We start from the raw sequence: 21,813 nt of genomic DNA, 5'->3' as shown, positions 1-21,813 counted from the left end.
AAATATCGAAAAGAGGGAAGCATTTTGCTTCTCCCCTTTTCAAATCACATGGTTACATGTTCCTAAAACCTTAATTATTAGCAAACTTTTTTCTAAAGAAAACAAATGCTGCTGTAACCATTAACACAAGACCTATTACAGTAAAAAGAGTCGTTCCTATACCACCCGTTACTGGAAGCATCCATCCACTTTTATTATTTTCTATCGTTAATTTAACCGTTTGATTATTTTCGCTAATTTTTACATCAATCGGGTCTTTTAATAATTGATAAGAAGCTGTTGTACCATCTTCTTTTGTATATGTTGGTGCTTTCGTTTCAAAAATTTGATAGTCTCCATACGGAATGTTAGTCCATTTAATAACACCATTTTCATCTGATACACCAGTGACTTCTTTTCCTGCTACAACAACTATTTTCCCATTTTTATCTTTAAGTACAAACTCTGCACCTTTTAATTTCTTTTTATTAGCACCATCAATTTTTGTTAACTCAATTATTCCAGTTGTCGGAACAACAACTACAGGTTTAGATTCCTTTTCTCCAATTACATCATTTTTATTTATAAAATCAATTTTTGCTATATTTAAAATTTCCGAACCAGATGGTACGCCTTCTTTTACTTGTGATTTAATTTGCAAATGGAATTCTTTTTTACCATCTAATTGTGTGAAATCTTTTACTGTAGCTGTAATTTTTTGCCCTTCTACAGCTACCTCAACAATGCTTGCATTTACTTCCGCTCCATCAATTTTAACGATTGGTTTTCCTTGAATCACTAAACGATTGTCCAAAGTATCTGTTACTACATATTTTCTGTATTCTTTAATGTCTTCTGGGATTATTGTTTTAATATCATAATTGTAATTAGTTAACGGATTAATTGGTAGCGCTTCTAAATGTCCGTTAATCTTTTTATCAATAGTGGGTTCTTCATAGTTTTTCACTTCTACTTTAACTACTGTACCAGAAGTAATTGTTCCATCTTCGTTAATAGTTCCGGAGTTCTTTATAAAAAACTCGCGTTTAGTCGGATCTATTACATACCCTTTCGGTGCTTTTGTCTCTTGGAAATAGTATTCCCCATACTCTAATCCTTGCACGCGAATATGCCCATTACCATCTGTTACTAACTCTTTTTTCACTTCCGTACCATCTTTTTTAAATAAAGAGAATACTGCACCTGCTAACGCTTTTTCATTTGCACCAGTTTTTATTAAATCAACTGCACCACGTTTAATCTCATTTTTCGGATACATATGAACATCATAGTTTAGCACCTTACCCTCTTTATTCGTTAATGGAATATCCACTGTATACGTATTTGGATTTAGGTTAACATGTGAAGGTCCTGCCACTTCCTTCACTTCATAACGTCCTAGCGGAAGTTCTTTTAATACAGCTTGTCCATTATCATCTGTTACTACTTGAGTTGGAGTTGCTCCCATTACAGGTTTCACATCTTCTTTTACGATTTTCCCATCGTTTGAAATTTTTTCAAACGATGCAACCCTTTTCACTTCAAACGTTACACCTTTTAACGGTTTCGCATTTGTTGGCACCTCTTGATTTGCAAAGCCGTCACCTTCTAGTCCTGGTGCTCCATCTTTTTCTTGTTCATATTTATGAATGGTTAAAGTACCTTTGGATGGTGACGCTGCCTTTACTAATACACTAGACCATGTAGAAAATGTTAAGAAAAACATTAAAAGCACACTAAATATTTTTTTCATTTCTCTTATCCCCCTTTACTACTTCTATCATTTTAAAAATCTCTTAATTACTATTACCTTCTTGAAAGCAATAGTGTGCCAAGTATCAGATCTAAACAAATAACATAAAACATAGCCGTCCAACAATCCATTGTTTACAATCACTTATTTACTCTTCTTCTTTTCTATTATTACGTTGTCTCTCCGTATGATAAATGTAGTTCTCTCCCATAAATTACACTTATATCCCTACTTCAAAAATCGTTACATATTAACTTTCATCGCTAAATTTCATTAAATACTTTGCGTCAATCCATTAATCTCTCCCTTCCTATCCCTATTTAAAATTCAATCTAAATCATTTTTTAATACATATAAGCAATAACAAGCAAATAAGTGTGACGAGTCATATTTTACGTTACTCTTTAAAACTATTACCTGTATATTCAAATAATATGTGCTATTCATGTTAAATTATGGTATTATTCTTAGAAGTTTATAATTTTTATAGATAAAGTTTTTCCGTTTCTACTTTTGAAAAAAGGAATATGTAATCATTCAACTATTACGCACAACTGTAAGGAGGAAGAATATGACTAAAAAGCTCAGTCTAGTCGAGATAGAGTATATTTGTAATATGTTTTTCCAATCTTTTGAAATTCCAGTTTGTTTTTTAGATTGTAACAAAAATATTCTTATAGAGTTTACATCAAAAAATGATTCACATTCGTGGTATGCACCAAACATAGAGCAGTTACATGTGCTTTTACAGAAAAATGATTCATATAATTTCCCAATCTTCAGAACTCACCATCATTTAGGGCACTTTATTTTAATTCACATAAAAAGTGATTACATGGTGAACGGTACTGTTATTATTGGGCCCTTAACACATGTAAATTTTTCTACAAGTAAAACGGATAGTGACCTTAATTTTATTGCTAATTATAAAAAAACAATTAACCATTATTTTTCATTGTCAATCAAAGATCAAAATTTCTTTGTAAATATAGCAATATTATTCTATAACATTCTCTATAAAAAAAATTCAGATGTAAGTACCTTTTCAAATAACAGTGACTCATTTCATATAAGTCATAGCAGAATCTTAAGCGAAGATATATATTTTTCAATGCAAAAAGACGAATCTATTTGTCATAACTTGTATATAGAGCAACAACTACTTGGAGCTATAGAAAACGGGGATAAAGAAACCGTACTCAAATATTATTACGAGTTCCAACAAGAGACTCTTTCATCTTTTTCTTCATTTCATCAATTAAGACGTCATAAAAACATTTGTATTTCATCCATCACACTTGCTACTAGATATGCTATAAAAGGAGGGCTTCCTTCCGGGATTGCTTACAAGATTTACGATCTATATATTCAAAAGACAGAAGATTTAAAAGACACAGAATCTATTTGGGATTTATTAAGAAATGTTTTCTGTGCTTTTGCAGACCGTGTAAAAGTACAAAAAGTACAGCAACATTCAAAGACTATTTCTATTTGTAAAAACTACATTTTCAAAAATATTTACAATCAAATATCTGTTAAACAAATTGCTAAATTTGCAAATGTGAATTCAGATTATTTATCTATATTATTCAAAAAAGAAGTCGGTATATCATTAATTGAGTACATTCAACGTGAACGAATTGAAGAAGCGAAGAAATTATTAACTTTCACAACCTATCCCTTATCAGACATATGTGCTTCGCTTAATTTTAGTGATCAAAGCTATTTCACTAAAATTTTTAAAAAATTCACCAACGAAACACCTGGTAAATACCGACAATCTCATGTTGTCATTTAGAGTGAATCTTCCATTAAAACAAAGTGTTTTCAGTAACTTATCAATGAAAGATTTGAATTACTCCCACATTCATGACCTTTTGAGTTTAGGCTATTTATAAATCAAAAAACACGTTACTATTCTTTTATTTGATTGAGAATAGTAACGTGTTTTTATAGGTCATGTAATTTCGCAAACAGAAAAGCAGCCAAATACACCACTTAACTACTAAAATCTTATTAAGTAAAAAATCCATCAAATAATTATTGTGCGAGAATAAACCTAAACTTTTTTCGGTTAGTGACATTCATTCATCGGTACCCATCACATAATTTACGCCTAAGGCAGACTTCCTTATTGCGTTTTAATTATTTTCTACTTTATTTCTTTTGGATAATGAACTCTTTTCATCCAACAAATAATCCCTACTATTATTTTTGTATCTTTCTAAATTTGCGAACGAAGGTGAGTACTGTACCCTTTATTTTAAAGCTACATTTTCTGACAATGTTATCTGCAAATGATACAAGTTTGTTCTTATAAAGTGGAGTTTTATATTCTTTTAAGAAAAACTTAAGAATCCTCCTCGATATTTGTTAAGAAATAAAATTTATACTGAAATCTACTTCACACCAAATCAAATGATCGAGGAGATAAAGATGCAATTTATTACATTTTTAAGTGAATTTATAAAACACCCAAAAAACACAGGTGCAATTGCACCAAGCTCTAATATATTAGCAAAAGCAATGGTAGATGCAATCGATTTTGAAGTGGCAAAATGTATTGTAGAATTAGGGCCCGGAACAGGATCTTTTACGAAAGAGATTATGAAGAGGAAAAAGAAAAGAACAACATTTATTCTAATTGAAATTAATGAAGTATTTTTCAAAAAGTTACAGAAGCAATATGAGGATGATGCAAGTGTCGTAGTCATACATGGGTCAGCTGAAAATATTCAAAGGTATGTGGAAGAGTTACAAATAAAAGGTGTGGATTATGTATTATCAGGATTACCTTTCACTTCCTTGCCAAAAGAAGAATCATCACGTATTTTAAATAACGTAATGGAGTCGTTACGTGAGAATGGTAGGTTTATTACCTTTCAATATTCACTTGTCAAAAAAGGATTTATTGAAGACTTTTTTCCAGATATCCAATTAAAAAAAGTTTGGTTTAACTTCCCACCAGCCTATGTCTTTAGCTGTAAAAAATCGGTGAGGGGAGCATATGCATAATGGAATTACATGAATTATTGTCTTATATTGAGCAGTATGGTTATACCGCTTTATTCTTCTGTTTATGGCTCGGCATTGTTGGTATGCCAATTCCAGATGAAATGATTGTTATGAGCGGTGGTTTTGTATCATCAGTGGGTATATTAAGTGTAATTCCAGCCTTTTTGTTAACTTATTTAGGAGTTGTCTCTGGACTTTCTTTAGGTTATCTATTGGGCAAAGTATTCGGTACCAAGGTACTTGATAAATTAATGAAAAAGAAAAAGGCAAAGTATTTGCTACAATCACAAAAAATGATTGATAAATACGGACATTATGCATTAGTAACCAGCTACTTTATACCTGTCGTTAGACACATTATCCCTTACTTAGTAGGCATGAACAACATGTCCTATAGAAAATATGCTCTATATTCATATACCACGGGGTTTGTGTGGACACTTGTTTATTTTTTACTTGGTTCCTTATTTGGAAATCATATAGACACAATTGTAAAAATCACAACAGAATACGGTATTTATTTTGGTGGTATTGTCCTTATCGTTGCTTGTATTTGGTATGTATATATACAAAAACGAAGTACTACGGTAAGTAAATAGAGAAAAGCATAAGTTTTGGAAATTACATCGGAGGAGATTTTATGAGTAAAGAAACAATAATGGTAGTGGATGATGAGAAGGAGATTCGAGAACTCATCGCCATCTATTTAAAAAATGAGGGCTATAGGGTCTTGCAAGCTGAAAATGGAGAAGAAGGGTTAGAACTACTAAAGAAAAACGAGGTGCACTTAATTGTCCTTGATATTATGATGCCCAAAATTGATGGTATCCACATGTGTATGAAGGTGCGAGAAATAGCAGAAATGCCTATTATTATGTTATCTGCAAAAACGCAAGATATGGATAAAATTTTAGGGCTAACAACGGGTGCAGATGACTATGTTACAAAGCCTTTTAATCCATTAGAACTCATTGCTCGAATTAAGTCACAGCTTAGAAGATACATGAAAATGAATGGTGGAATAAGCTTGCAGAATGAAAACGAAGTTGAAATTGGAGATATGAAAATCAATGTAATGACACATAAAGTAACTATCGCCGATCAAGAGGTAAAATTAACTCCGAGGGAGTTTGCTATTTTAGAATTACTTGCTCGCAATCAAGGGATGGTAATGAGTGCAGAGCAAATTTATGAAAGAGTGTGGAAAGAGGAGGCTTTTCAATCTGATAATACCGTGATGGTACATATTCGGAAAATACGCGAAAAAATTGAAGAAAACCCGAGAAAACCTCGTTACGTTAAAACTGTTTGGGGAGTAGGATATAAAATTGAAAAAGATATTTAAATTATTTCATCCTTTTAATAATAAAATTCAAAGGGTGTTTAAAAAATTGCAATATTATATTTTAAAAAGTATTAGAATACAGCTTATTACAACCTTTTTTCTCTGTGCATTACTAGGGTTTGTTGTATCAAGGGCCGTAGCTCCACTTGCTGAAGGAGCAAATTCAACAGCTTATGTTGACTACAGTACGGGTATGCAGAATATTAACCTTCAAGCAAAGCAAATTGCAGAAAAAGCAATAAGTGAGAATAAAATAACTAGCCTGCAAGAAATAATTAATACTAAGGCCGAAGAGGATACAACGGCTTTAAAAGTATTGATTACAGATGAAACTGGAAAGGTTTTATATAAAACGAAGCAAGCGCAAGAAGTAGAAATTAATTTGCATAATACAATTAGTAATGTAATGAATTTTGCAGTAAATCAAGTTGAATTTAATAAAGATGCTTCAAGTACAGAGGAAATACGTAAAGAGTTCCTCACCTTCTATCCAATTACGGTTGAAGATAAAAATTTATATATGTTTGTAAGTGGGATCCCAAAAGGATCTATTACTTATGATATAAAAGAGGGAGTTTTCCCAACACTTTTGGGAGTTATTGTATTTATTTTTTCTTTCTTTTATATTACTAAGAAAAAAATGAAAGAGATTGAAGTGATGGTACAAGGCGTAAATGAAATTGCAAAAGGAAACTTAGCATATCGAATTGAAGAGAAGGGACAAGACGAGATGGCTTTGTTAACAAAAAATATTAATCAAATGGCCGAAGGACTTATGGTGAATATAGAAAAAGAGAGGGAAATTGAACGACAAAAAAATGAATTGATTACAAATGTCTCGCATGATTTACGCACACCGCTTACTTCCATAATGGGATATTTGCGTTTATTACAAGATGCAAAGTATGAAAACAGAGAACAATATGATGAGTATATAAAAATTGCTTTTTCAAAATCTGAACAACTCAAAAATTTAATAGAAGATTTATTTGAGTATACAAAATTAACGAATGAGAATATTGTACTAGAAAAACAAGAGATATGTATTAATGAAATGTTAGATCAATTAATTGAAGAATTGGTTCCACAAGCTGAAGAACATGGTCTTTCAATTAAGAAAGAGTTTCCAGAAGAACGAATACATGCTGTAGTTGATCCGGAGAAAATTGTTCGTGTATTTGATAATTTATTAATGAATGCAATTAAATACAGTAAGGATGAAGGGGAAATTAAGGTTTCTCTACAACGACAAAAAGAAACCATTCAAATTTCTGTGAAAAATCCAAGTGAAGAATTTACAAAAAAAGAGCTGGAACATTTATTTGAACGCTTTTATAAAAAGGATCAGTCAAGAAGTAGAGTTTCGGAGGGGTCTGGCCTTGGACTAGCAATTGCTAAAAGCATTGTTGATATGCAAGGTGGAGATATTCGAGCTGAATATGAAAATGGGCTGGTACAATTTATTATTACGTTACCTATTGCTGCAGAATAATATCATTTTTCTATTATTTTTCAAGGAGACCGGAACATATTAAGTATGTAATAGTATTACAAAAAGAACCCTTATAAGAAGGGTTCTTTTTTTTGCAATGTGAAATTTTTTGTTAAGAAAAACTTAAGAAGCTACCTCACTTTTTGTTAAGAAACGCTCTTTATACTTAGAAATGTGTTAGAGAGTATATCCATTCTAAAAGAATAGATGATATCAAAATAAATTATATAAGAAAAGAAAGGTGGAAAAGAAAATGAAAAAAGCATTGCTTGCAGTTTCAGGATTAATTGTTGTAGGAGGTGGATTATTAACTTATGTAGGAGGAGATACAATAGATAGATTTAATCCACTAGTGGAAGAAAAAGATGTATACGTTCTTACAGAAGGTGAAGCGAAACCTGATCCTGAACACGATGGTAAAAGTTATTATTATGCCTTAGACGGGGTTGATGAATTAGGAGATGTAAATACCATCAAAGTAGGGATGCCTGGTAAGGATGAGTATGTAAATTCTTATTTAAAAGTACATGTAAAAGGAAAATATGTTTATAAATTTGAGAAAGTACAGGAAGAAAATGTTCCTGAAAAAGCAAAAGAAAGATTGAAAAATAAATACTAGATATTTCAAGTGAAAAGAAAAGGTAGGAGAATATGATGAGCAACTCAGTTGTAAACGTAAAAAATGTTCAAAAAGTGTACGGTAAAAAAGGTGAAAATCAGTCACACGCTTTACGAGATGTATCGTTCTCGATTCAAGAAGGTGAATTTGTTGGGATCATGGGACCATCCGGATCAGGAAAAACAACATTATTAAATGTAATTTCAACATTAGATGCAGCAACTGGAGGCATTGTTGAGATTGCTGGTATCGATATCACAAAAATGAAACAAGGAGAACTTTCAGATTTCCGTTCTCAAAAATTAGGTTTTATCTTTCAAGATTTTAACTTGCTCGAAAATCTATCAATTTATGAAAATATTGCGTTACCACTTTCATTACAAGGCATTTCTTCTAAAAAGATTGGACCGAAAGTAGAAAAGGTAGCGGATATGTTAGGGATTTCAGAAATTCTTCAAAAATATCCATCTGAGGTATCTGGTGGACAAAAACAACGTTCAGCAGCGGCTCGTGCACTTGTACATGAACCAGCAATTATTTTAGGAGATGAACCAACAGGAGCGCTTGATTCTAAAAACGCAACAAGTTTATTAGATGCAATGAAAAACTTAAATGAAAAACAAGGTGTATCTATTATGATGGTCACGCACGATCCATATAGCGCAAGTTACTGTCAGCGTATTTTATTCATTCAAGACGGTGAGCTATATAAGGAAATTCATCGTAGTGGTACGCGCGAATCGTTTTATAAAGAAATTTTAGATGTGCTTGCAGACTTAGGTACACAAAAAGGATAAGAAAGGAGGTTTAGCATGTTATTTAAGCTTTCTATGTCAGGACTAAAGAGTAAGATGAAAGATTATACCGTGTTACTTATTGGTCTTGTTATGTCAATTTCAATTTTTTACATGTTTCAAACATTGGCTTTAAATAAAGCATTTGTTGAAGCGAATACTACTATTCGGTCAATCGGCCCTGTTTTTCAAGCTGGCTCAGTTCTATTAGCAATCATTACATTCTTCTATGTTCTATATGCAAATTCTTTTTTAATGTCTCTTCGCCAAAAAGAATTTGGAATGTATATGATGTTAGGGGCAAAAAAGCATAAAGTCACAACCCTTATGTTTCTGGAAACAATTGTGATTGGAGCAGTGTCCTTAGTAATTGGACTTACAGTAGGGGTAGGATTATCTCAAGGAGTAGGTAAACTCCTTATGAAGCAATTGGACTTCACCGCAGATGGTTATCAATCGTTTTATATACCATCGATGTTAGTTACTTGTATGTTTTTCTTGGTGATATTTATACTATCTGCCATTATGAATAGTGTGAAATTATCACGAATTTCTGTTCTGCAACTTGTACATGCAGACGCTTCAGCAGAACGCACAATAAGCAATGGAAAGCGGACTTGGGTAATTTCATTCTTAGCTATTCTTTTATTAGCAATTGGCTATGCTTCCATGATGAATATGAATAAATTAAAAGAGCAGGGTCCTTTCATTGCAATGTTAACAACTACAGCAGGAACATATATGTTATTTGCTTCTGTTCTTCCGATTATTATTAAGAAGTTGAAAAGCAATAAAAATTATAGTGAAAAAGGCCTTAATGCTTTTACATTTGCCCAATTAAACTTCCGTATTAATAGTTTAACAAGGGTACTTGCTACAGTAGCAATGTTGGTAGCACTTGGTGCCGGAGCAATTTCAGGGGGGATGGCTTTCAAAAATGACGTAATGAAATCTACTGATAACCTTGAGATATATGATGTAGTCATTCATAATCCAACAGCAGAAGAAAAGAACATTTTAGATGGTATTACATTTAAAGAAAAGAATGAATATCGTTATAAAGTAGATGAGAAATATATATATAATCTAAAAGAAGATTTAGAGAAAAACCGTCCACTTGTTCAAGTTGAAACAGAAAAAAAGGGTAAATATAAAGAAAAACGTGTTTCTGAGAATCTTCCTGTAGGAGCAATTTCAGTTTACGGTATAGAAAATAAGGAGAATATAAGTGTCATTCCAGATGAGTGGAATCAAGCCTTAAATCGCATTCATCCAGGTTATTTAGGTAATAATGACAAAATAGATAAAATAGTAGATCAAAAAACGTACGATCAAATACAAGCAAAAGAGAATGTAGCGTTAATTGGGAAAACGGATGATTTTGTATCATATTTAGACAAGTGGAAAAAAATTGATGAATTACAGTTAATTAAATATAAAAATGTTACAGCTGAGGACATTTTCAGTAAATATCAAATATATAATGGGCTATTTGCTAGTGCGAGTGGAACAGTATTTATGGGATTCTTCTTAGGTATTGCTTTCCTTGCGATGATGGCAAGTTGTTTAATGTTTAAGATCCTTTCCGGTGCTTCAAAAGACATTGTACGCTATGAAATGCTACGTAAAATTGGTGTCCGTCATGAATTATTAACAAAGTCTATCTATAAAGAGCTATTCTTTGTATTCTTATTCCCAGCTATAGTAGGAATTGTACATGTTCTACTAGGTATGAATATATTTGGATTTATATTAATCGATCCATACTTCCGTATTTGGTTACCAATTCTAATTTTTGTGGTTATTTATTCAATTTACTATTTCGTAACAGTTCAATTATATAAAGGAATTGTATTACCGAAAGAAAGGTAATACAAATAGAATGTCTAGCTATGAATAAGTAATTACTTCCTTATAGTTATTATAATGAGTAATTATTCACCTTATATAATAATTACTTACTATATTATTAACATGGTTATCTTACAAAAATGTAATTCTTTTTTAATTGACACTCGTATATATAAGTAACTATACTGGTTACATAAGCTTGGTAAATATATTAAATATTCCCTTACTACAAGTGTATGTCTGTGAATTCTTTTCGAAATAATAGTTTTAATCAACAATATATTATTTATCCGTAATATAGTGATAATATCAACCCAATCTATTAAACTAGGTCATATTACTTATGAGTTTAACTATAAATGATAGATTTACCAAGCTGTAATAATTTTTAGGAGTGTTACATTTTGAAATACAAATTAATTGCTACAGGAATTCTTGCTGGAAGTCTACTATCCTACTCATCTAGTGCATTTGCAAATACTCATAAATTTCCAGATGTCCCAAATTGGGCAAGCCCTTCTGTAAATTACCTAGTTGAAAAAGGCGCATTACACGGAAAACCCGATGGTACTTTTGCTCCTGCTGAAACAATTGACCGCGGTTCAGCTGCCAAAATAATGGCTATAATGCTTGGATTAGAAATTAATAAGAATGCTAAACCATCTTTCCGAGATGCTCAAAACCATTGGGCAGCACCTTACATTGCAGCTGTTGAAAAAGCAGGTGTTATTAAAGGAGATGGAAATGGTAACTTCCTTCCAACAGGTTTGATTAATCGTGCATCCATGGCTTCAATGGTGGCAAATGCTTATAAATTAGAAAGTAAAGTTACTAAAAATAGTGTAACTACATTTGAGGATTTAAAAGGGCATTGGGGAGAAAGATATGCCAATATTTTAATACAAACAGAAATTTCTAAGGGCACTGAAGATGGAGAAAACTGGTCCCCTAATAGACCAATTACCCGTGCAGAGGCTGCACAATTTATTGCAAAGTCTGATCAAATCGACCACCAAACAAAGAAAGAAGAAAATGCTGTAGTTGGTGTAATAAATGATGCAGATTCTTATTATGTGACTGTTGCATATAAAAATGCTAATGGAAATAATCAAGAAGTTACTATAGACTTCCCGAATGGTAGTAACTCTAATTTTAAAAACGGAGACAAAGTTAAAGTTGCTAACAAAGATCAATGGAAACATCAAAAAATCTATGGACAAACTGTATTTTACACTGATGTAAGTTCTATTTCTAAAATAAACGAAGAATCTAACAAACAACAAGAAAACCATGTAATGAGTAAAGATAAAGAACAAAAACTCTTAGCACAACTAAAAAAACGTTCTGGTACAGTGACAAAAAAATCCGAAGATAGCTTAGAAATTTCAAGTGAAAATCAAACCATTCTTGCCCATGTTAATCCAAAAGTATTACCAAACATTCAGATAGGCGATACAGTAAATGTTTATGCTCAAGCATTTGAAATGGCCCCTATTCTTCTAATGGACTTACCTTTCGATGCAAGAAACGCGATTATTCAAAAAGGAAATGAACAAAATATTTTAGAGAATCAATACAAAAAAATCAAAGGAAATGTTACAGGGAAATCTGATAATTCAATCTTAGTTTCAAGTAACAACATAACTTATGAAGTTGAAACTTCAACCGAAGTATTACAAGATATTATAATCGGTGATACGGTGAACGTTTATGCTGCATCTTTTGAGTTTAGCCCTATTTTACTTGCTGGTGTTCCTGCGAAGGCTATTTCTCCTATTGTTGAAAAAACAAACTAATGTTCAACATTCTATAAATTTGTTAACTTCATCCGAAAAGAACTCCTAAGTAACATAGGAGTTCTTTTTATGAAGTTATATATTTTCTATCGTACTCGTAATACCTAGTATATTAATCGTGATTTACTCCCTGTCCAATAGTAACATCCTAGTTTTATTTCTATAAATTTTTATCAATAGACAGAGCTTAATTTCCCCTTCTTTCTTTTAACTACCCCACTCTCACTTCTAAATAAAGTGAACGCGTGTAATTCATCTGTTTTAAAAAAATCAAATTTTATTGCTCAAGGCACCTTCGAACTTTAGACGGAACAAAAAAGAAGAGGGATTTCCTCCCTCTTCACCAATAAAATCAAACATATTTACAATTAAGGAAGGGTATACATTCATCAGGGGATGAATGTAATAATAATATTTCACCTAGTGAATTATAACACAAATTCACTTCCATCAATAGATATATTTAACATTTATGGAATATTTGTGACAGATCGGTTAAATATCTTAATATTAAAAGGCTTTATATGCATAGAACTTGAAAATGGCTAGTGTAGGATAAAATATAAGGGGGATATATATTATGTTTACAAAAAAACAAAAATTAGTAACAACCGTAACAGCTTTAACATTAGGATGTGGATTTACTTTCGGATTAACACCGGCATTTGCAGATTCTAATAAGGCGTCTGTAAGCACTGCACCTATTTATTCTATTCATAAACAAGAACAAGATCCTTTTACCGGATATGTCATTTCAGTAGAAAACAATTATTTAGTGGTTGCTTCTACATCTACAAAAGATGAAGCTCTCGCTTACCAAAGTGATTGGTGGGAGTTAGTAAATCAAAATAAGATTTTAAGGGTTCCTATTTCAGATGGTGAAAATTACACTATAGGTGAACAGTTAAATGTTTATGCTGCTGCATGGACCAAATCTTTACCACCAATTGCTGTAATGCCTAAAATTGAAAAAGTAATTCAATAGATTATGCAAAAATAACAGGGCATCATTCTAATTAAAATGATGCCCTATTATTTAGTAAAAAACCTAATACGTAATATTTATATTCTGTTACGTTGCTCTCTGATTCCATCATATATTAACCTAATACCTATCATTCTGCAACTGACGCAAGATCCTACATCTCACATTACTGTAAAGATATTACTCGCCATCTTTCATCTCTAAAATAGTAGTATCGTTTACAATCCCATGATATACCCTTTAAGAGCATTAAGAAATACCTTATTTCATAACCCTATCTTTTACAACCTTACTGCTATCGCAAACCAATTTAATTCTTCAATTCTATTTTCACAGATTCATATATTCTTCTAAAGTCAATTTTTCCTTATATATAATTTCAGCAATATCTCCTACATAGCGAATATGCCACGGTTCATAAGCGTATCCAGTAATACTCTCTTTACCTTTTGGGTAACGAATGATAAATCCTGCACGATGCGCATTTTCTTTCAGCCATTTTCCTTCTTTCGTATTCGCAAAGACTAGCTCTAGCTCATTATTTGCACTTTTAGAAGAAACATCCATCGTTAATCCTGTTTGATGTTCACTATGTCCAGGCTTTGCCGAGAAGCGATCTGTATGCTCTTGTCCTTTTCTTTTCACGTTGTTTGCATACAGTTTTTTTTGATAATCATAGGAGCGAAACCCTGAAACAGCATTCAACTGGATTCCTTCTTTCCTTGCTAAATCAAATAACCTTTCTAGTGCTTCTGCTGCCTCTTTACGAAGGTAACTCTTTTCTAGCGTTCCACTGAATGAGAATGGTACATTTGGTACAACTAAATCTTCCGGTTTATAGTCTTCAGGCAATCCAGATTCTTTATTAACTACAGCTTGTACACTAGCAAAAGAACTCGCTATGTTATTTGAAGTACCTTTTTTCTCTTTATTTATGGAGTTTTCATGGGTTTCATAGTTTGTTGTTTTTTGTTCTTTACCAATAGATTGATTGGTATAAACGATAAAGATACCAAGTATCACAATCATACAAGTAAAAATCCCTACTAATTTAATTCTCATTATTCATTTCCTTCCTGCCACTCTTAATGTTTCTCGTTCATAATACTACAACCATATCAAATTCATATTAATTTGAAGTGAACTTTTGTTCTTAACATATTTCTTAACAGAAAGACAGTATATCCTCCTATTCGTTTGACACACTAAAGATACTAACACGTAGAAACCAATTCTATTCCTACATATGGAAATTTAATCTAAAAATTTGTATAATAAGATTAGAAGTGTAGCATTCTATTATAGAAAGGTCTTGGTATAATGCTAGGTATTGATGTAAAAAAAACAAAAGAAGAGTTAATAATTTCATGGCAATTGGCGAAGATTACGATTCCATTACGTGATGTAATTGAGGTTACTGAAGATGCTACCTATGCGGGTATTGAAGATACTAGTGCAATCCGTATTGGCACTGCATATGGAACAACGGATCGTATTGTAATCAAAACGGTAAAACAAAATTATGTATTATTTACAACAAATAAAGTTTCAATTTTAAATGCAATAAACGCTTAAAAATGAACATATTAACGGGCTTAAACAAAGTCCAAGTTAAATAAAAAGGTGCGAATCCATAGAATTTGACTTTACACCTTTTTTAAATACTCTAAATGAATGTAAATCCCCTTTAACACTTCAGTAAGATCTTTATCACTTCTATCACACTTCACTACTCTATATCCCATTTCTCTAAGCAAAGTAGAACGCTACCCCATTCTCGGTATTAGTTACACCATACTTCGCGCCATGTAAGTCAAATATGTTTTTTACAATTGAAAAAACAAAGCCCGTACTGCAGCTTGGCAAATTATTCGAGATATACAAGGTTTTTATGCCTGAATACAGCATAAAAAAAGCCTTAGCGACCAAAACAAGACTTTTTATGACCTTACGACCTATCAATCACCAAGAATCAGAACCACCCGACTTCTTGTTCATTATAATCTAGCATACACCCTCAATTTACTATACATTTTTATACTCCCAAAAATTTACATTCCTTTTACGCAACATTCATACTTTTCAATTCTGAAAGTCCCCTTATTCTACCTCTGCCATATAAATCTCCATTCTAATACAGTTTGTACATCGTTATCATTCTACCTTCATCATAATCAAATACACTATATTAGTAATTTTTGCTGTGTCTATTGATAAATATAATAAGACTGCCAAGTACACTTAATGAAAGCACAAAATATAATAATAAATCAGGTAGAAATTCTAAAGAAATTATTTCTACTGATTGAAAAATAAAAATGGCAATGATACCTACAGATAAGATATTGTACAACACATTATTTGTTTTATATTGAATTTCTCTCCCTCTTTCGTCTTTTGCTTCATCACTGGACTGAAATTGTATTACGTACATCTGACTAATGAATATTACAACTAAAAATAAAATTTTTAACCACAACATATGACTCACTCCTCCTGATAATCAAACACGTCAGTTATCGGCTTTTCAAATACATTTGCGATTTTAAAGGCAAGAATTAGAGAAGGATTATATTTATTCTTTTCAAGAGTAGCGATAGTTTGTCGACTAACACCAACCCTTTTTGCCAATTCTTCTTGAGTCCAACCTTTTTCTGCTCGACAAACTACAATTCTATTATGTAACAATAGGAACACCTCTCAGAAAAATTGTAATTTATTTTTTACAATTCGTAAAGTATTTTTTACAAACCTTTCAACACTTAAAATAAATTTAGATCAAAAGATCATGAGTTATAACCCCAAAAATTCCCCCCTTTATAAAATAAAGCTCTTTACTTTAAAGTATATAAATTTCCCTAACCAAAACTAAGAAAGTATAAAATCATATTTGATTAAGTAAAAGTTTCGTTTGATACATCTGTATACTCTCATTATGATAATTACTTAGCGGAATTATAAACCTACATTTTATGAAAAGTTACGCTTCCTATGATACTTATCAAAAACCTACGCTCCCTCTCATAAGAAGTATTTAATAGAAAACTGTAAAAAAATCAAAAAATACATTAACGAAACTTGTACTACCTTACCTATACTTTTCAAATTTAAAAGTATGGACAACTTATAAATTCAGAATATTCTGTATATTTATGAAAAAAATCGTGATTAAATTTAATTTATCGAATTCCTGTTATTATCAGAATAAGCCTTTACAGAGAAATGGGGGATATTATGACTGTTCAAGAAAAAAGTAATAAACAATTGATGGAATTATTACATGAATGGTATGAAGAAATTCGTTTATATCATGTAGTAGAAGCAAAACAAACATATCTAAAAGTAAAAGAAAGTTTAAAAGGAATAGAAACAGACCAATATGTATTATTCTATTATTCCCTACTGAATTTTAGATATAAAGTTTTGGTAGATGGAATGAGTATTACAAAAGATTCTTTTAATCAAATAGAAAAACTACCTCATATTAAAGAGGAATTTTCATTTTTAGCTTACTATTATTATTTCTTTAAGGCAATCCACTCTACGATTATAGCAAATTATACTGAGGCAAAAGCACACTATGAAAAGGCGGAAGGACTTTTAAAAGATATACCTGACGAAATAGAAAAAGCTGAGTTTGAGTATAGATTTTCAACATACTGTTATCAATCTTATCAACCATTTGAAGCGATTCAACATGCAGTAAAAGCCAAAGAAATATATTTAAATCATGTAGGCTATAAAATTAATATCGCTTTGTGCGACAATGTATATGGACTGGCTTGTATAGATCTAAGAGAATTTGAAAGAGCGGAAGAATGTCTCAATATGGTCATTGATGTTTTTAAGAAGTATGATGAAGAACAATTATTATTACGAGTACGATCCAATTTAGGCTGGTTATATAATATTCAAGATTTATATCCATTAGCGATTAGACAGAGTTCTGAAATTATAAATACCATACCGAACCATTTTAAAGCATTATTTGTCTTAGCAAGAGCATATTATAAGTTAGAAGGCGTTGAAACAGCAAGAGCATATATCGAGCAAGGAATGAAATATTCAAATGAGTCAGGAAATGAAGAATATAAACACCGTTTCGCAGTTTTAAATGAACTAATCACAGAACTGCCTAGAATTAAACTAGAAAAAGTAGTTACTGATGCCATTTCTTATTTTGAAAAAGAGGAAATGTGGGATTGTGTAAAAGAATATGCAGAGATTTTAGCACTACAATTTTACGAGGCAAATAATCATGTTAAAGCGAGCAAGTATTTCTATATTAGCAATCATGCTGATAAGAAACATTTAAGAAAAGGAGCGTTAAAGTAATGAAAAAAATAAAAAAAGTGTTATTCAGTACGATAATAGTAAGTACATTAGCTTGTAGTATGATTAGTTTAAATGTATCACAACAATCTTCATTTAATGGTGGAGATACGCCAGCACCAACAAAACTGAGTGTCTCTGGTGGAGTATCTATTAAATAAAGTAATCCAGTTTTTTTACCTAGAAAAAACAGAAAATTCTAACTATAAATATAAAAACGTTGAATAAAGTGGATAAAATATTGAACCCTCAGTCCGAAACAGATTTGTTTCGGACTATTCACGTTACTATAATTGTGTGTAGGATGACAGTCTAAAAGTAGACAAGTTTTTCTATACATAAATAGAAAACGAGCACCCTATCGCCATGTATGGGGATATATTATTCTATAAGTATTTTTTCTAAAATAAAATTTCTTGGTTGAGCGAAAATAGTTATTTTTAACCGTATACACATTAATTTGTAATCATTACAATTACAGAAATGAAATTTACGAATAACTATATTTATATAATTTTTTTCGGGACATATTTTTATTTAACAGTAAATTATCGAGCTTAATCGACAAAATTTTTCTATTTACGCATTAAAAATTTAATGTTTTAATGAACAACATAACTGGTATGACCAGACAGAAAGGAGAAGGTTACGCTAATAGGAATTATAGTGAAGTTGTAAGTAACATTATGTCGAAAATAATTTTCCGAATAGTAAATTTATTTACAAGAGGTTAAGAATCAAATTTGTAATAAACGTGTTCTAAGTTTCTGCATAACAAAAGTGAAGTTATTCCGCAATAAAAGTATAAGCGATGTACAGTATAATTTCACCTTTTGTTGTCTAGTAAGGAGTTTGCTGACAAAACTGAGAGTTATATTAGGGAATTTTAATTAAACAATGTTATGACAAGATTAACTGTAAGTAGTGGTATATTGATTCTCGCGGTTCCGTAAGTTAAAACGCAATTCTAGGGAAGAATTAATAATTTACTATTCATAGGGTGCTTGATTCAAATATAGTTAACAAATTTTTTATGTTTGAAAAAATAGAGTATCGAAATGAGAGATAAGTAAAATCCTTACATCCTATTAGAAGTAAAAAATAACGATATTACCCTATCTGAAAGATTTCTCCTTCCGAGCCAGTTTACAAAGAGAGAGGTCGTACAAGTTATATGAATTAAGTTATAAAAACAATGGTAAAGGAGTGTACGGAATGAAAACTAAAATAATTACAGGATTATTAGTCACATCCATTGTAACTGGAGGAAATATTCCTATCAATACTCTCGCAACACCAATCGTTCAAGCGGAAACTCAACAGGAAGGCATGGATATTTCCTCTTCATTACGAAAATTAGGTGCGCAATCTAAATTAATCCAAACGTATATTGATCAATCTTTAATGAGTCCTAATGTACAGTTAGAGGAAGTCACAGCTTTAAATACAAATCAATTCCTAATCAAACAAGATATGAAGGAATGGTCATCGGAACTCTATCCACAGTTAATTCTATTAAATTCAAAAAGTAAAGGATTTGTAACAAAATTTAATAGCTATTACCCGACATTAAAATCGTTTGTAGACAATAAAGAAGATAGAGAAGGGTTTTCGGATAGACTTGAAGTACTTCAAGAAATGGCTATGACGAATCAAGAAAATACGCAACGGCAAATCAATGAATTAACAGATCTTAAATTACAACTTGATAAAAAATTAAAAGATTTTGATACCAATGTGGCAACTGCTCAAGGCATACTAAGTACAGATGGAACAGGAAAAATAGATCAGTTAAAAAATGAAATATTAAATACCAAAAAAGCAATTCAAAATGATTTACAGCAAATTGCATTAATACCAGGGGCTTTAAATGAACAGGGATTTGCTATATTCAAAGAAGTTTATAGTCTTTCAAAAGAAATTATTGAACCAGCTGCTCAAGCAGGGGTGGCAGCGTATAACAAAGGAAAAGAAATTAACAACTCTATTCTAGAAGCTGAGAAAAAAGCAGTGCAAGAAGCAACAGAGCAAGGTAAAACTGCTCTAGAGATTGAATCAGCAAAAAAAGCAGCTCGTGAAGCAATTGAGAAAAGCAAACAAGGTGAAATAGCAGCCGCAGCCGCAGCAAAAACACAAGAGTATGACCTGATGAAGGTCATTGATACCGAAAAGATTAAGAAAACATTTGGCGTTTTTGCTGAAGTAAATAAATTAACAGCAGAACAGCGAGCATATTTAGATGATTTAGAGAAACAAAATCAAAAAATATATGATTTAACAACGAAATTATCAATAGCTGATTTACAAAAATCAATGCTTCTTCTTACACAAAATGATTTGCATACGTTTGCAAATCAAGTAGATGTAGAACTTGATCTACTAAAGCGCTATAAAGAAGATTTAAATCTAATAAAAAATAGCATTACAAAATTATCTACTAATGTTGATACAACTAACGAGCAGTCTCAAAAAGATACATTAAGACAATTAAAAAATGTAATAAGTTACCTTGAAGAACAAGTATATAAATTTTGATATTGCGTTTTTTCAGAATTCAAAAAGATTATAAGCATTTAGCGAAAGAAGGAGAATAGTCATGAAAAAATTTCCATTCAAAGTACTAACTTTAGCTACATTAGCAACTGTTATAACTGCTACTACCGGTAACACTATTCATGCATTTGCACAAGAAACGACCGCTCAAGAACAAAAAGTAGGCAATTATGCATTAGGCCCCGAAGGACTGAAGAAAGCATTGGCTGAAACAGGGTCTCATATTCTAGTAATGGATTTATACGCAAAAACAATGATTAAGCAACCAAATGTAAATTTATCTAATATCGATTTAGGGTCAGAGGGCGGAGAGTTGCTCAAAAATATTCACCTTAATCAAGAGCTGTCACGAATCAATGCGAATTACTGGTTAGATACAGCGAAGCCACAGATTCAAAAAACTGCTCGTAATATTGTAAATTACGATGAACAATTTCAAAATTATTACGACACATTAGTAGAAACTGTACAAAAGAAAGATAAGGCAGGTCTAAAAGAGGGTATAAATGATTTAATTACTACAATCAATACAAATTCAAAAGAAGTTACAGATGTGATTAAGATGCTACAAGACTTCAAAGGGAAACTATATCAAAATTCTACAGATTTTAAAAATAATGTTGGTGGTCCGGATGGGAAAGGTGGATTAACTGCAATATTAGCAGGTCAACAGGCAACCATTCCACAACTTCAAGCTGAAATTGAGCAACTTCGTTCCACTCAGAAAAAACATTTTGATGATGTATTAGCATGGTCAATTGGTGGTGGATTGGGAGCAGCTATCTTAGTTATTGCAGCTATTGGAGGAGCGGTAGTTATTGTTGTAACTGGCGGTACAGCAACACCGGCTGTTGTTGGTGGACTCTCGGCTCTTGGCGCAGCTGGTATCGGTCTAGGAACTGCGGCTGGTGTCACAGCATCTAAGCATATGGACTCCTATAATGAAATTTCTAACAAAATCGGAGAATTAAGTATGAAGGCAGATCGTGCTAATCAAGCAGTTCTTTCGCTTACTAACGCGAAAGAAACATTGGCATATTTATACCAGACTGTAGATCAAGCGATATTGTCTCTAACAAATATTCAAAAGCAATGGAATACAATGGGCGCAAATTATACAGATTTATTGGATAATATCGATTCTATGCAAGACCACAAATTCTCTTTAATACCAGATGATTTAAAAGCCGCTAAAGAAAGTTGGAATGATATTCATAAAGATGCAGAATTCATTTCAAAAGATATTGCTTTTAAACAGGAGTAGAACTGAAATTTAAAACCTAAATTGGAGGAAAATGA

General features: G+C 31.7%; 19 protein-coding genes. 15 read left to right on the top strand and 4 right to left on the bottom strand.

From position 1 onward, the window contains the following. Positions 1-70: 70 nt before the first annotated feature. Positions 71-1,732: a SpaA isopeptide-forming pilin-related protein gene (locus EKQ63_RS29200; protein WP_088327150.1), complete on the bottom strand. Its 1,662-nt coding sequence runs from the start codon at positions 1,730-1,732 to the stop codon at positions 71-73. A gap of 571 nt (positions 1,733-2,303) precedes the next feature. Between EKQ63_RS29200 and EKQ63_RS29195 the strand changes: the two genes are divergently transcribed. The 10 genes from EKQ63_RS29195 to EKQ63_RS29150 all read left to right on the top strand — a co-directional run bounded on the left by EKQ63_RS29195 (position 2,304) and on the right by EKQ63_RS29150 (position 13,629). Next, the gene (locus tag EKQ63_RS29195) at positions 2,304-3,530 is read left to right on the top strand and encodes an AraC family transcriptional regulator (protein WP_140421211.1); all 1,227 of its coding nucleotides are present in this window, start codon (positions 2,304-2,306) and stop codon (positions 3,528-3,530) included. A 638-nt stretch (positions 3,531-4,168) separates the two neighbouring features. Beyond that, on the top strand, positions 4,169-4,747 hold the full coding sequence (locus tag EKQ63_RS29190) for a class I SAM-dependent methyltransferase (RefSeq protein WP_001159676.1): 579 nt from the start codon (positions 4,169-4,171) through the stop codon (positions 4,745-4,747). Continuing rightward, entirely contained in the window at positions 4,747-5,346 is a 600-nt protein-coding gene (locus EKQ63_RS29185; protein ID WP_143880680.1) for a DedA family protein, read from the top strand. Before EKQ63_RS29190 ends, EKQ63_RS29185 begins: the two co-directional genes overlap by 1 nt. 41 nt (positions 5,347-5,387) lie before the next feature. Beyond that, a complete protein-coding gene (locus EKQ63_RS29180) occupies positions 5,388-6,092 on the top strand; it encodes a response regulator transcription factor (RefSeq protein ID WP_143880679.1) in 705 nt (234 codons plus the stop codon). Then, positions 6,076-7,584 carry a sensor histidine kinase gene (locus EKQ63_RS29175; protein ID WP_143880678.1) on the top strand — a complete coding sequence of 503 codons (1,509 nt, stop codon included), beginning with the start codon at positions 6,076-6,078 and terminating at the stop codon, positions 7,582-7,584. Before EKQ63_RS29180 ends, EKQ63_RS29175 begins: the two co-directional genes overlap by 17 nt. Positions 7,585-7,837: 253 nt before the next feature. Then, positions 7,838-8,203: a YxeA family protein gene (locus EKQ63_RS29170; RefSeq protein WP_143880677.1), complete on the top strand. Its 366-nt coding sequence runs from the start codon at positions 7,838-7,840 to the stop codon at positions 8,201-8,203. Positions 8,204-8,238: 35 nt separating this feature from the next. Next, on the top strand, positions 8,239-9,000 hold the full coding sequence (locus tag EKQ63_RS29165) for an ABC transporter ATP-binding protein (RefSeq protein WP_143880676.1): 762 nt from the start codon (positions 8,239-8,241) through the stop codon (positions 8,998-9,000). 15 nt (positions 9,001-9,015) lie between these two features. After that, on the top strand, positions 9,016-10,869 hold the full coding sequence (locus EKQ63_RS29160; RefSeq protein ID WP_143880675.1) for an FtsX-like permease family protein: 1,854 nt from the start codon (positions 9,016-9,018) through the stop codon (positions 10,867-10,869). 383 nt (positions 10,870-11,252) lie between these two features. Beyond that, the gene (locus tag EKQ63_RS29155; RefSeq protein WP_143881738.1) at positions 11,253-12,644 is read left to right on the top strand and encodes an S-layer homology domain-containing protein; all 1,392 of its coding nucleotides are present in this window, start codon (positions 11,253-11,255) and stop codon (positions 12,642-12,644) included. A gap of 580 nt (positions 12,645-13,224) precedes the next feature. After that, positions 13,225-13,629: a DUF3221 domain-containing protein gene (locus EKQ63_RS29150; RefSeq protein WP_000494392.1), complete on the top strand. Its 405-nt coding sequence runs from the start codon at positions 13,225-13,227 to the stop codon at positions 13,627-13,629. A gap of 330 nt (positions 13,630-13,959) precedes the next feature. On the opposite strand, the gene EKQ63_RS29145 is transcribed toward EKQ63_RS29150, so the two are convergent. Beyond that, positions 13,960-14,691 carry a M15 family metallopeptidase gene (locus EKQ63_RS29145; RefSeq protein WP_143881737.1) on the bottom strand — a complete coding sequence of 244 codons (732 nt, stop codon included), beginning with the start codon at positions 14,689-14,691 and terminating at the stop codon, positions 13,960-13,962. 258 nt (positions 14,692-14,949) lie between these two features. Between EKQ63_RS29145 and EKQ63_RS29140 the strand changes: the two genes are divergently transcribed. Beyond that, on the top strand, positions 14,950-15,204 hold the full coding sequence (locus EKQ63_RS29140; protein ID WP_087952290.1) for a SunI/YnzG family protein: 255 nt from the start codon (positions 14,950-14,952) through the stop codon (positions 15,202-15,204). A gap of 613 nt (positions 15,205-15,817) precedes the next feature. Here the strand turns inward: EKQ63_RS29140 and EKQ63_RS29135 are convergent. Both EKQ63_RS29135 and EKQ63_RS29130 read right to left on the bottom strand, forming a co-directional pair. Continuing rightward, a complete protein-coding gene (locus tag EKQ63_RS29135) occupies positions 15,818-16,111 on the bottom strand; it encodes a hypothetical protein (protein ID WP_000964481.1) in 294 nt (97 codons plus the stop codon). Between the two features lie 5 nt (positions 16,112-16,116). Then, complete coding sequence (locus EKQ63_RS29130; protein ID WP_000903071.1) at positions 16,117-16,317, bottom strand: helix-turn-helix transcriptional regulator; 201 nt, start codon at positions 16,315-16,317, stop codon at positions 16,117-16,119. A gap of 546 nt (positions 16,318-16,863) precedes the next feature. Between EKQ63_RS29130 and EKQ63_RS29125 the strand changes: the two genes are divergently transcribed. The 4 genes from EKQ63_RS29125 (at position 16,864) to hblD (ending at position 21,778) form a co-directional block, all read left to right on the top strand. Further along, a complete protein-coding gene (locus EKQ63_RS29125; RefSeq protein WP_000217985.1) occupies positions 16,864-17,964 on the top strand; it encodes a response regulator aspartate phosphatase in 1,101 nt (366 codons plus the stop codon). Then, positions 17,964-18,122, top strand: a complete 159-nt coding sequence (locus EKQ63_RS29120; protein ID WP_000721405.1) for a Phr family secreted Rap phosphatase inhibitor — start codon at positions 17,964-17,966, stop codon at positions 18,120-18,122. The genes EKQ63_RS29125 and EKQ63_RS29120 overlap by 1 nt, the downstream gene beginning before the upstream one ends. 1,054 nt (positions 18,123-19,176) lie before the next feature. Then, on the top strand, positions 19,177-20,496 hold the full coding sequence (hblC, locus tag EKQ63_RS29115) for a hemolytic enterotoxin HBL lytic component L2 (RefSeq protein WP_000850152.1): 1,320 nt from the start codon (positions 19,177-19,179) through the stop codon (positions 20,494-20,496). 61 nt (positions 20,497-20,557) lie between these two features. Then, positions 20,558-21,778 carry a hemolytic enterotoxin HBL lytic component L1 gene (gene hblD / locus EKQ63_RS29110; protein ID WP_000714435.1) on the top strand — a complete coding sequence of 407 codons (1,221 nt, stop codon included), beginning with the start codon at positions 20,558-20,560 and terminating at the stop codon, positions 21,776-21,778. Positions 21,779-21,813: the final 35 nt, after the last annotated feature.

It is taken from the genome of Bacillus sp. BD59S (genome assembly GCF_007363175.1).
In the GTDB taxonomy this organism is placed as follows: Bacteria; Bacillota; Bacilli; order Bacillales; family Bacillaceae_G; genus Bacillus_A; species Bacillus_A pacificus.
Note: the sequence above shows the minus strand (reverse complement) of the source record. Positions and strands in the feature narration are given on the sequence as shown.

Excerpts from the sequence above, each read along its gene's own strand:
- EKQ63_RS29200 (WP_088327150.1), bottom strand. The coding sequence starts at position 1,732 with ATGAAAAAAATATTTAGTGTGCTTTTAATGTTTTTCTTAACATTTTCT.
- EKQ63_RS29145 (WP_143881737.1), bottom strand. The coding sequence starts at position 14,691 with ATGAGAATTAAATTAGTAGGGATTTTTACTTGTATGATTGTGATACTT.
- hblC (WP_000850152.1), top strand. The coding sequence starts at position 19,177 with ATGAAAACTAAAATAATTACAGGATTATTAGTCACATCCATTGTAACT.
- EKQ63_RS29150 (WP_000494392.1), top strand. The coding sequence starts at position 13,225 with ATGTTTACAAAAAAACAAAAATTAGTAACAACCGTAACAGCTTTAACA.
- EKQ63_RS29190 (WP_001159676.1), top strand. The coding sequence starts at position 4,169 with ATGCAATTTATTACATTTTTAAGTGAATTTATAAAACACCCAAAAAAC.
- EKQ63_RS29180 (WP_143880679.1), top strand. The coding sequence starts at position 5,388 with ATGAGTAAAGAAACAATAATGGTAGTGGATGATGAGAAGGAGATTCGA.
- EKQ63_RS29185 (WP_143880680.1), top strand. The coding sequence starts at position 4,747 with ATGGAATTACATGAATTATTGTCTTATATTGAGCAGTATGGTTATACC.
- EKQ63_RS29140 (WP_087952290.1), top strand. The coding sequence starts at position 14,950 with ATGCTAGGTATTGATGTAAAAAAAACAAAAGAAGAGTTAATAATTTCA.
- EKQ63_RS29170 (WP_143880677.1), top strand. The coding sequence starts at position 7,838 with ATGAAAAAAGCATTGCTTGCAGTTTCAGGATTAATTGTTGTAGGAGGT.
- hblD (WP_000714435.1), top strand. The coding sequence starts at position 20,558 with ATGAAAAAATTTCCATTCAAAGTACTAACTTTAGCTACATTAGCAACT.
- EKQ63_RS29160 (WP_143880675.1), top strand. The coding sequence starts at position 9,016 with ATGTTATTTAAGCTTTCTATGTCAGGACTAAAGAGTAAGATGAAAGAT.
- EKQ63_RS29120 (WP_000721405.1), top strand. The coding sequence starts at position 17,964 with ATGAAAAAAATAAAAAAAGTGTTATTCAGTACGATAATAGTAAGTACA.
- EKQ63_RS29165 (WP_143880676.1), top strand. The coding sequence starts at position 8,239 with ATGAGCAACTCAGTTGTAAACGTAAAAAATGTTCAAAAAGTGTACGGT.
- EKQ63_RS29135 (WP_000964481.1), bottom strand. The coding sequence starts at position 16,111 with ATGTTGTGGTTAAAAATTTTATTTTTAGTTGTAATATTCATTAGTCAG.
- EKQ63_RS29125 (WP_000217985.1), top strand. The coding sequence starts at position 16,864 with ATGACTGTTCAAGAAAAAAGTAATAAACAATTGATGGAATTATTACAT.
- EKQ63_RS29195 (WP_140421211.1), top strand. The coding sequence starts at position 2,304 with ATGACTAAAAAGCTCAGTCTAGTCGAGATAGAGTATATTTGTAATATG.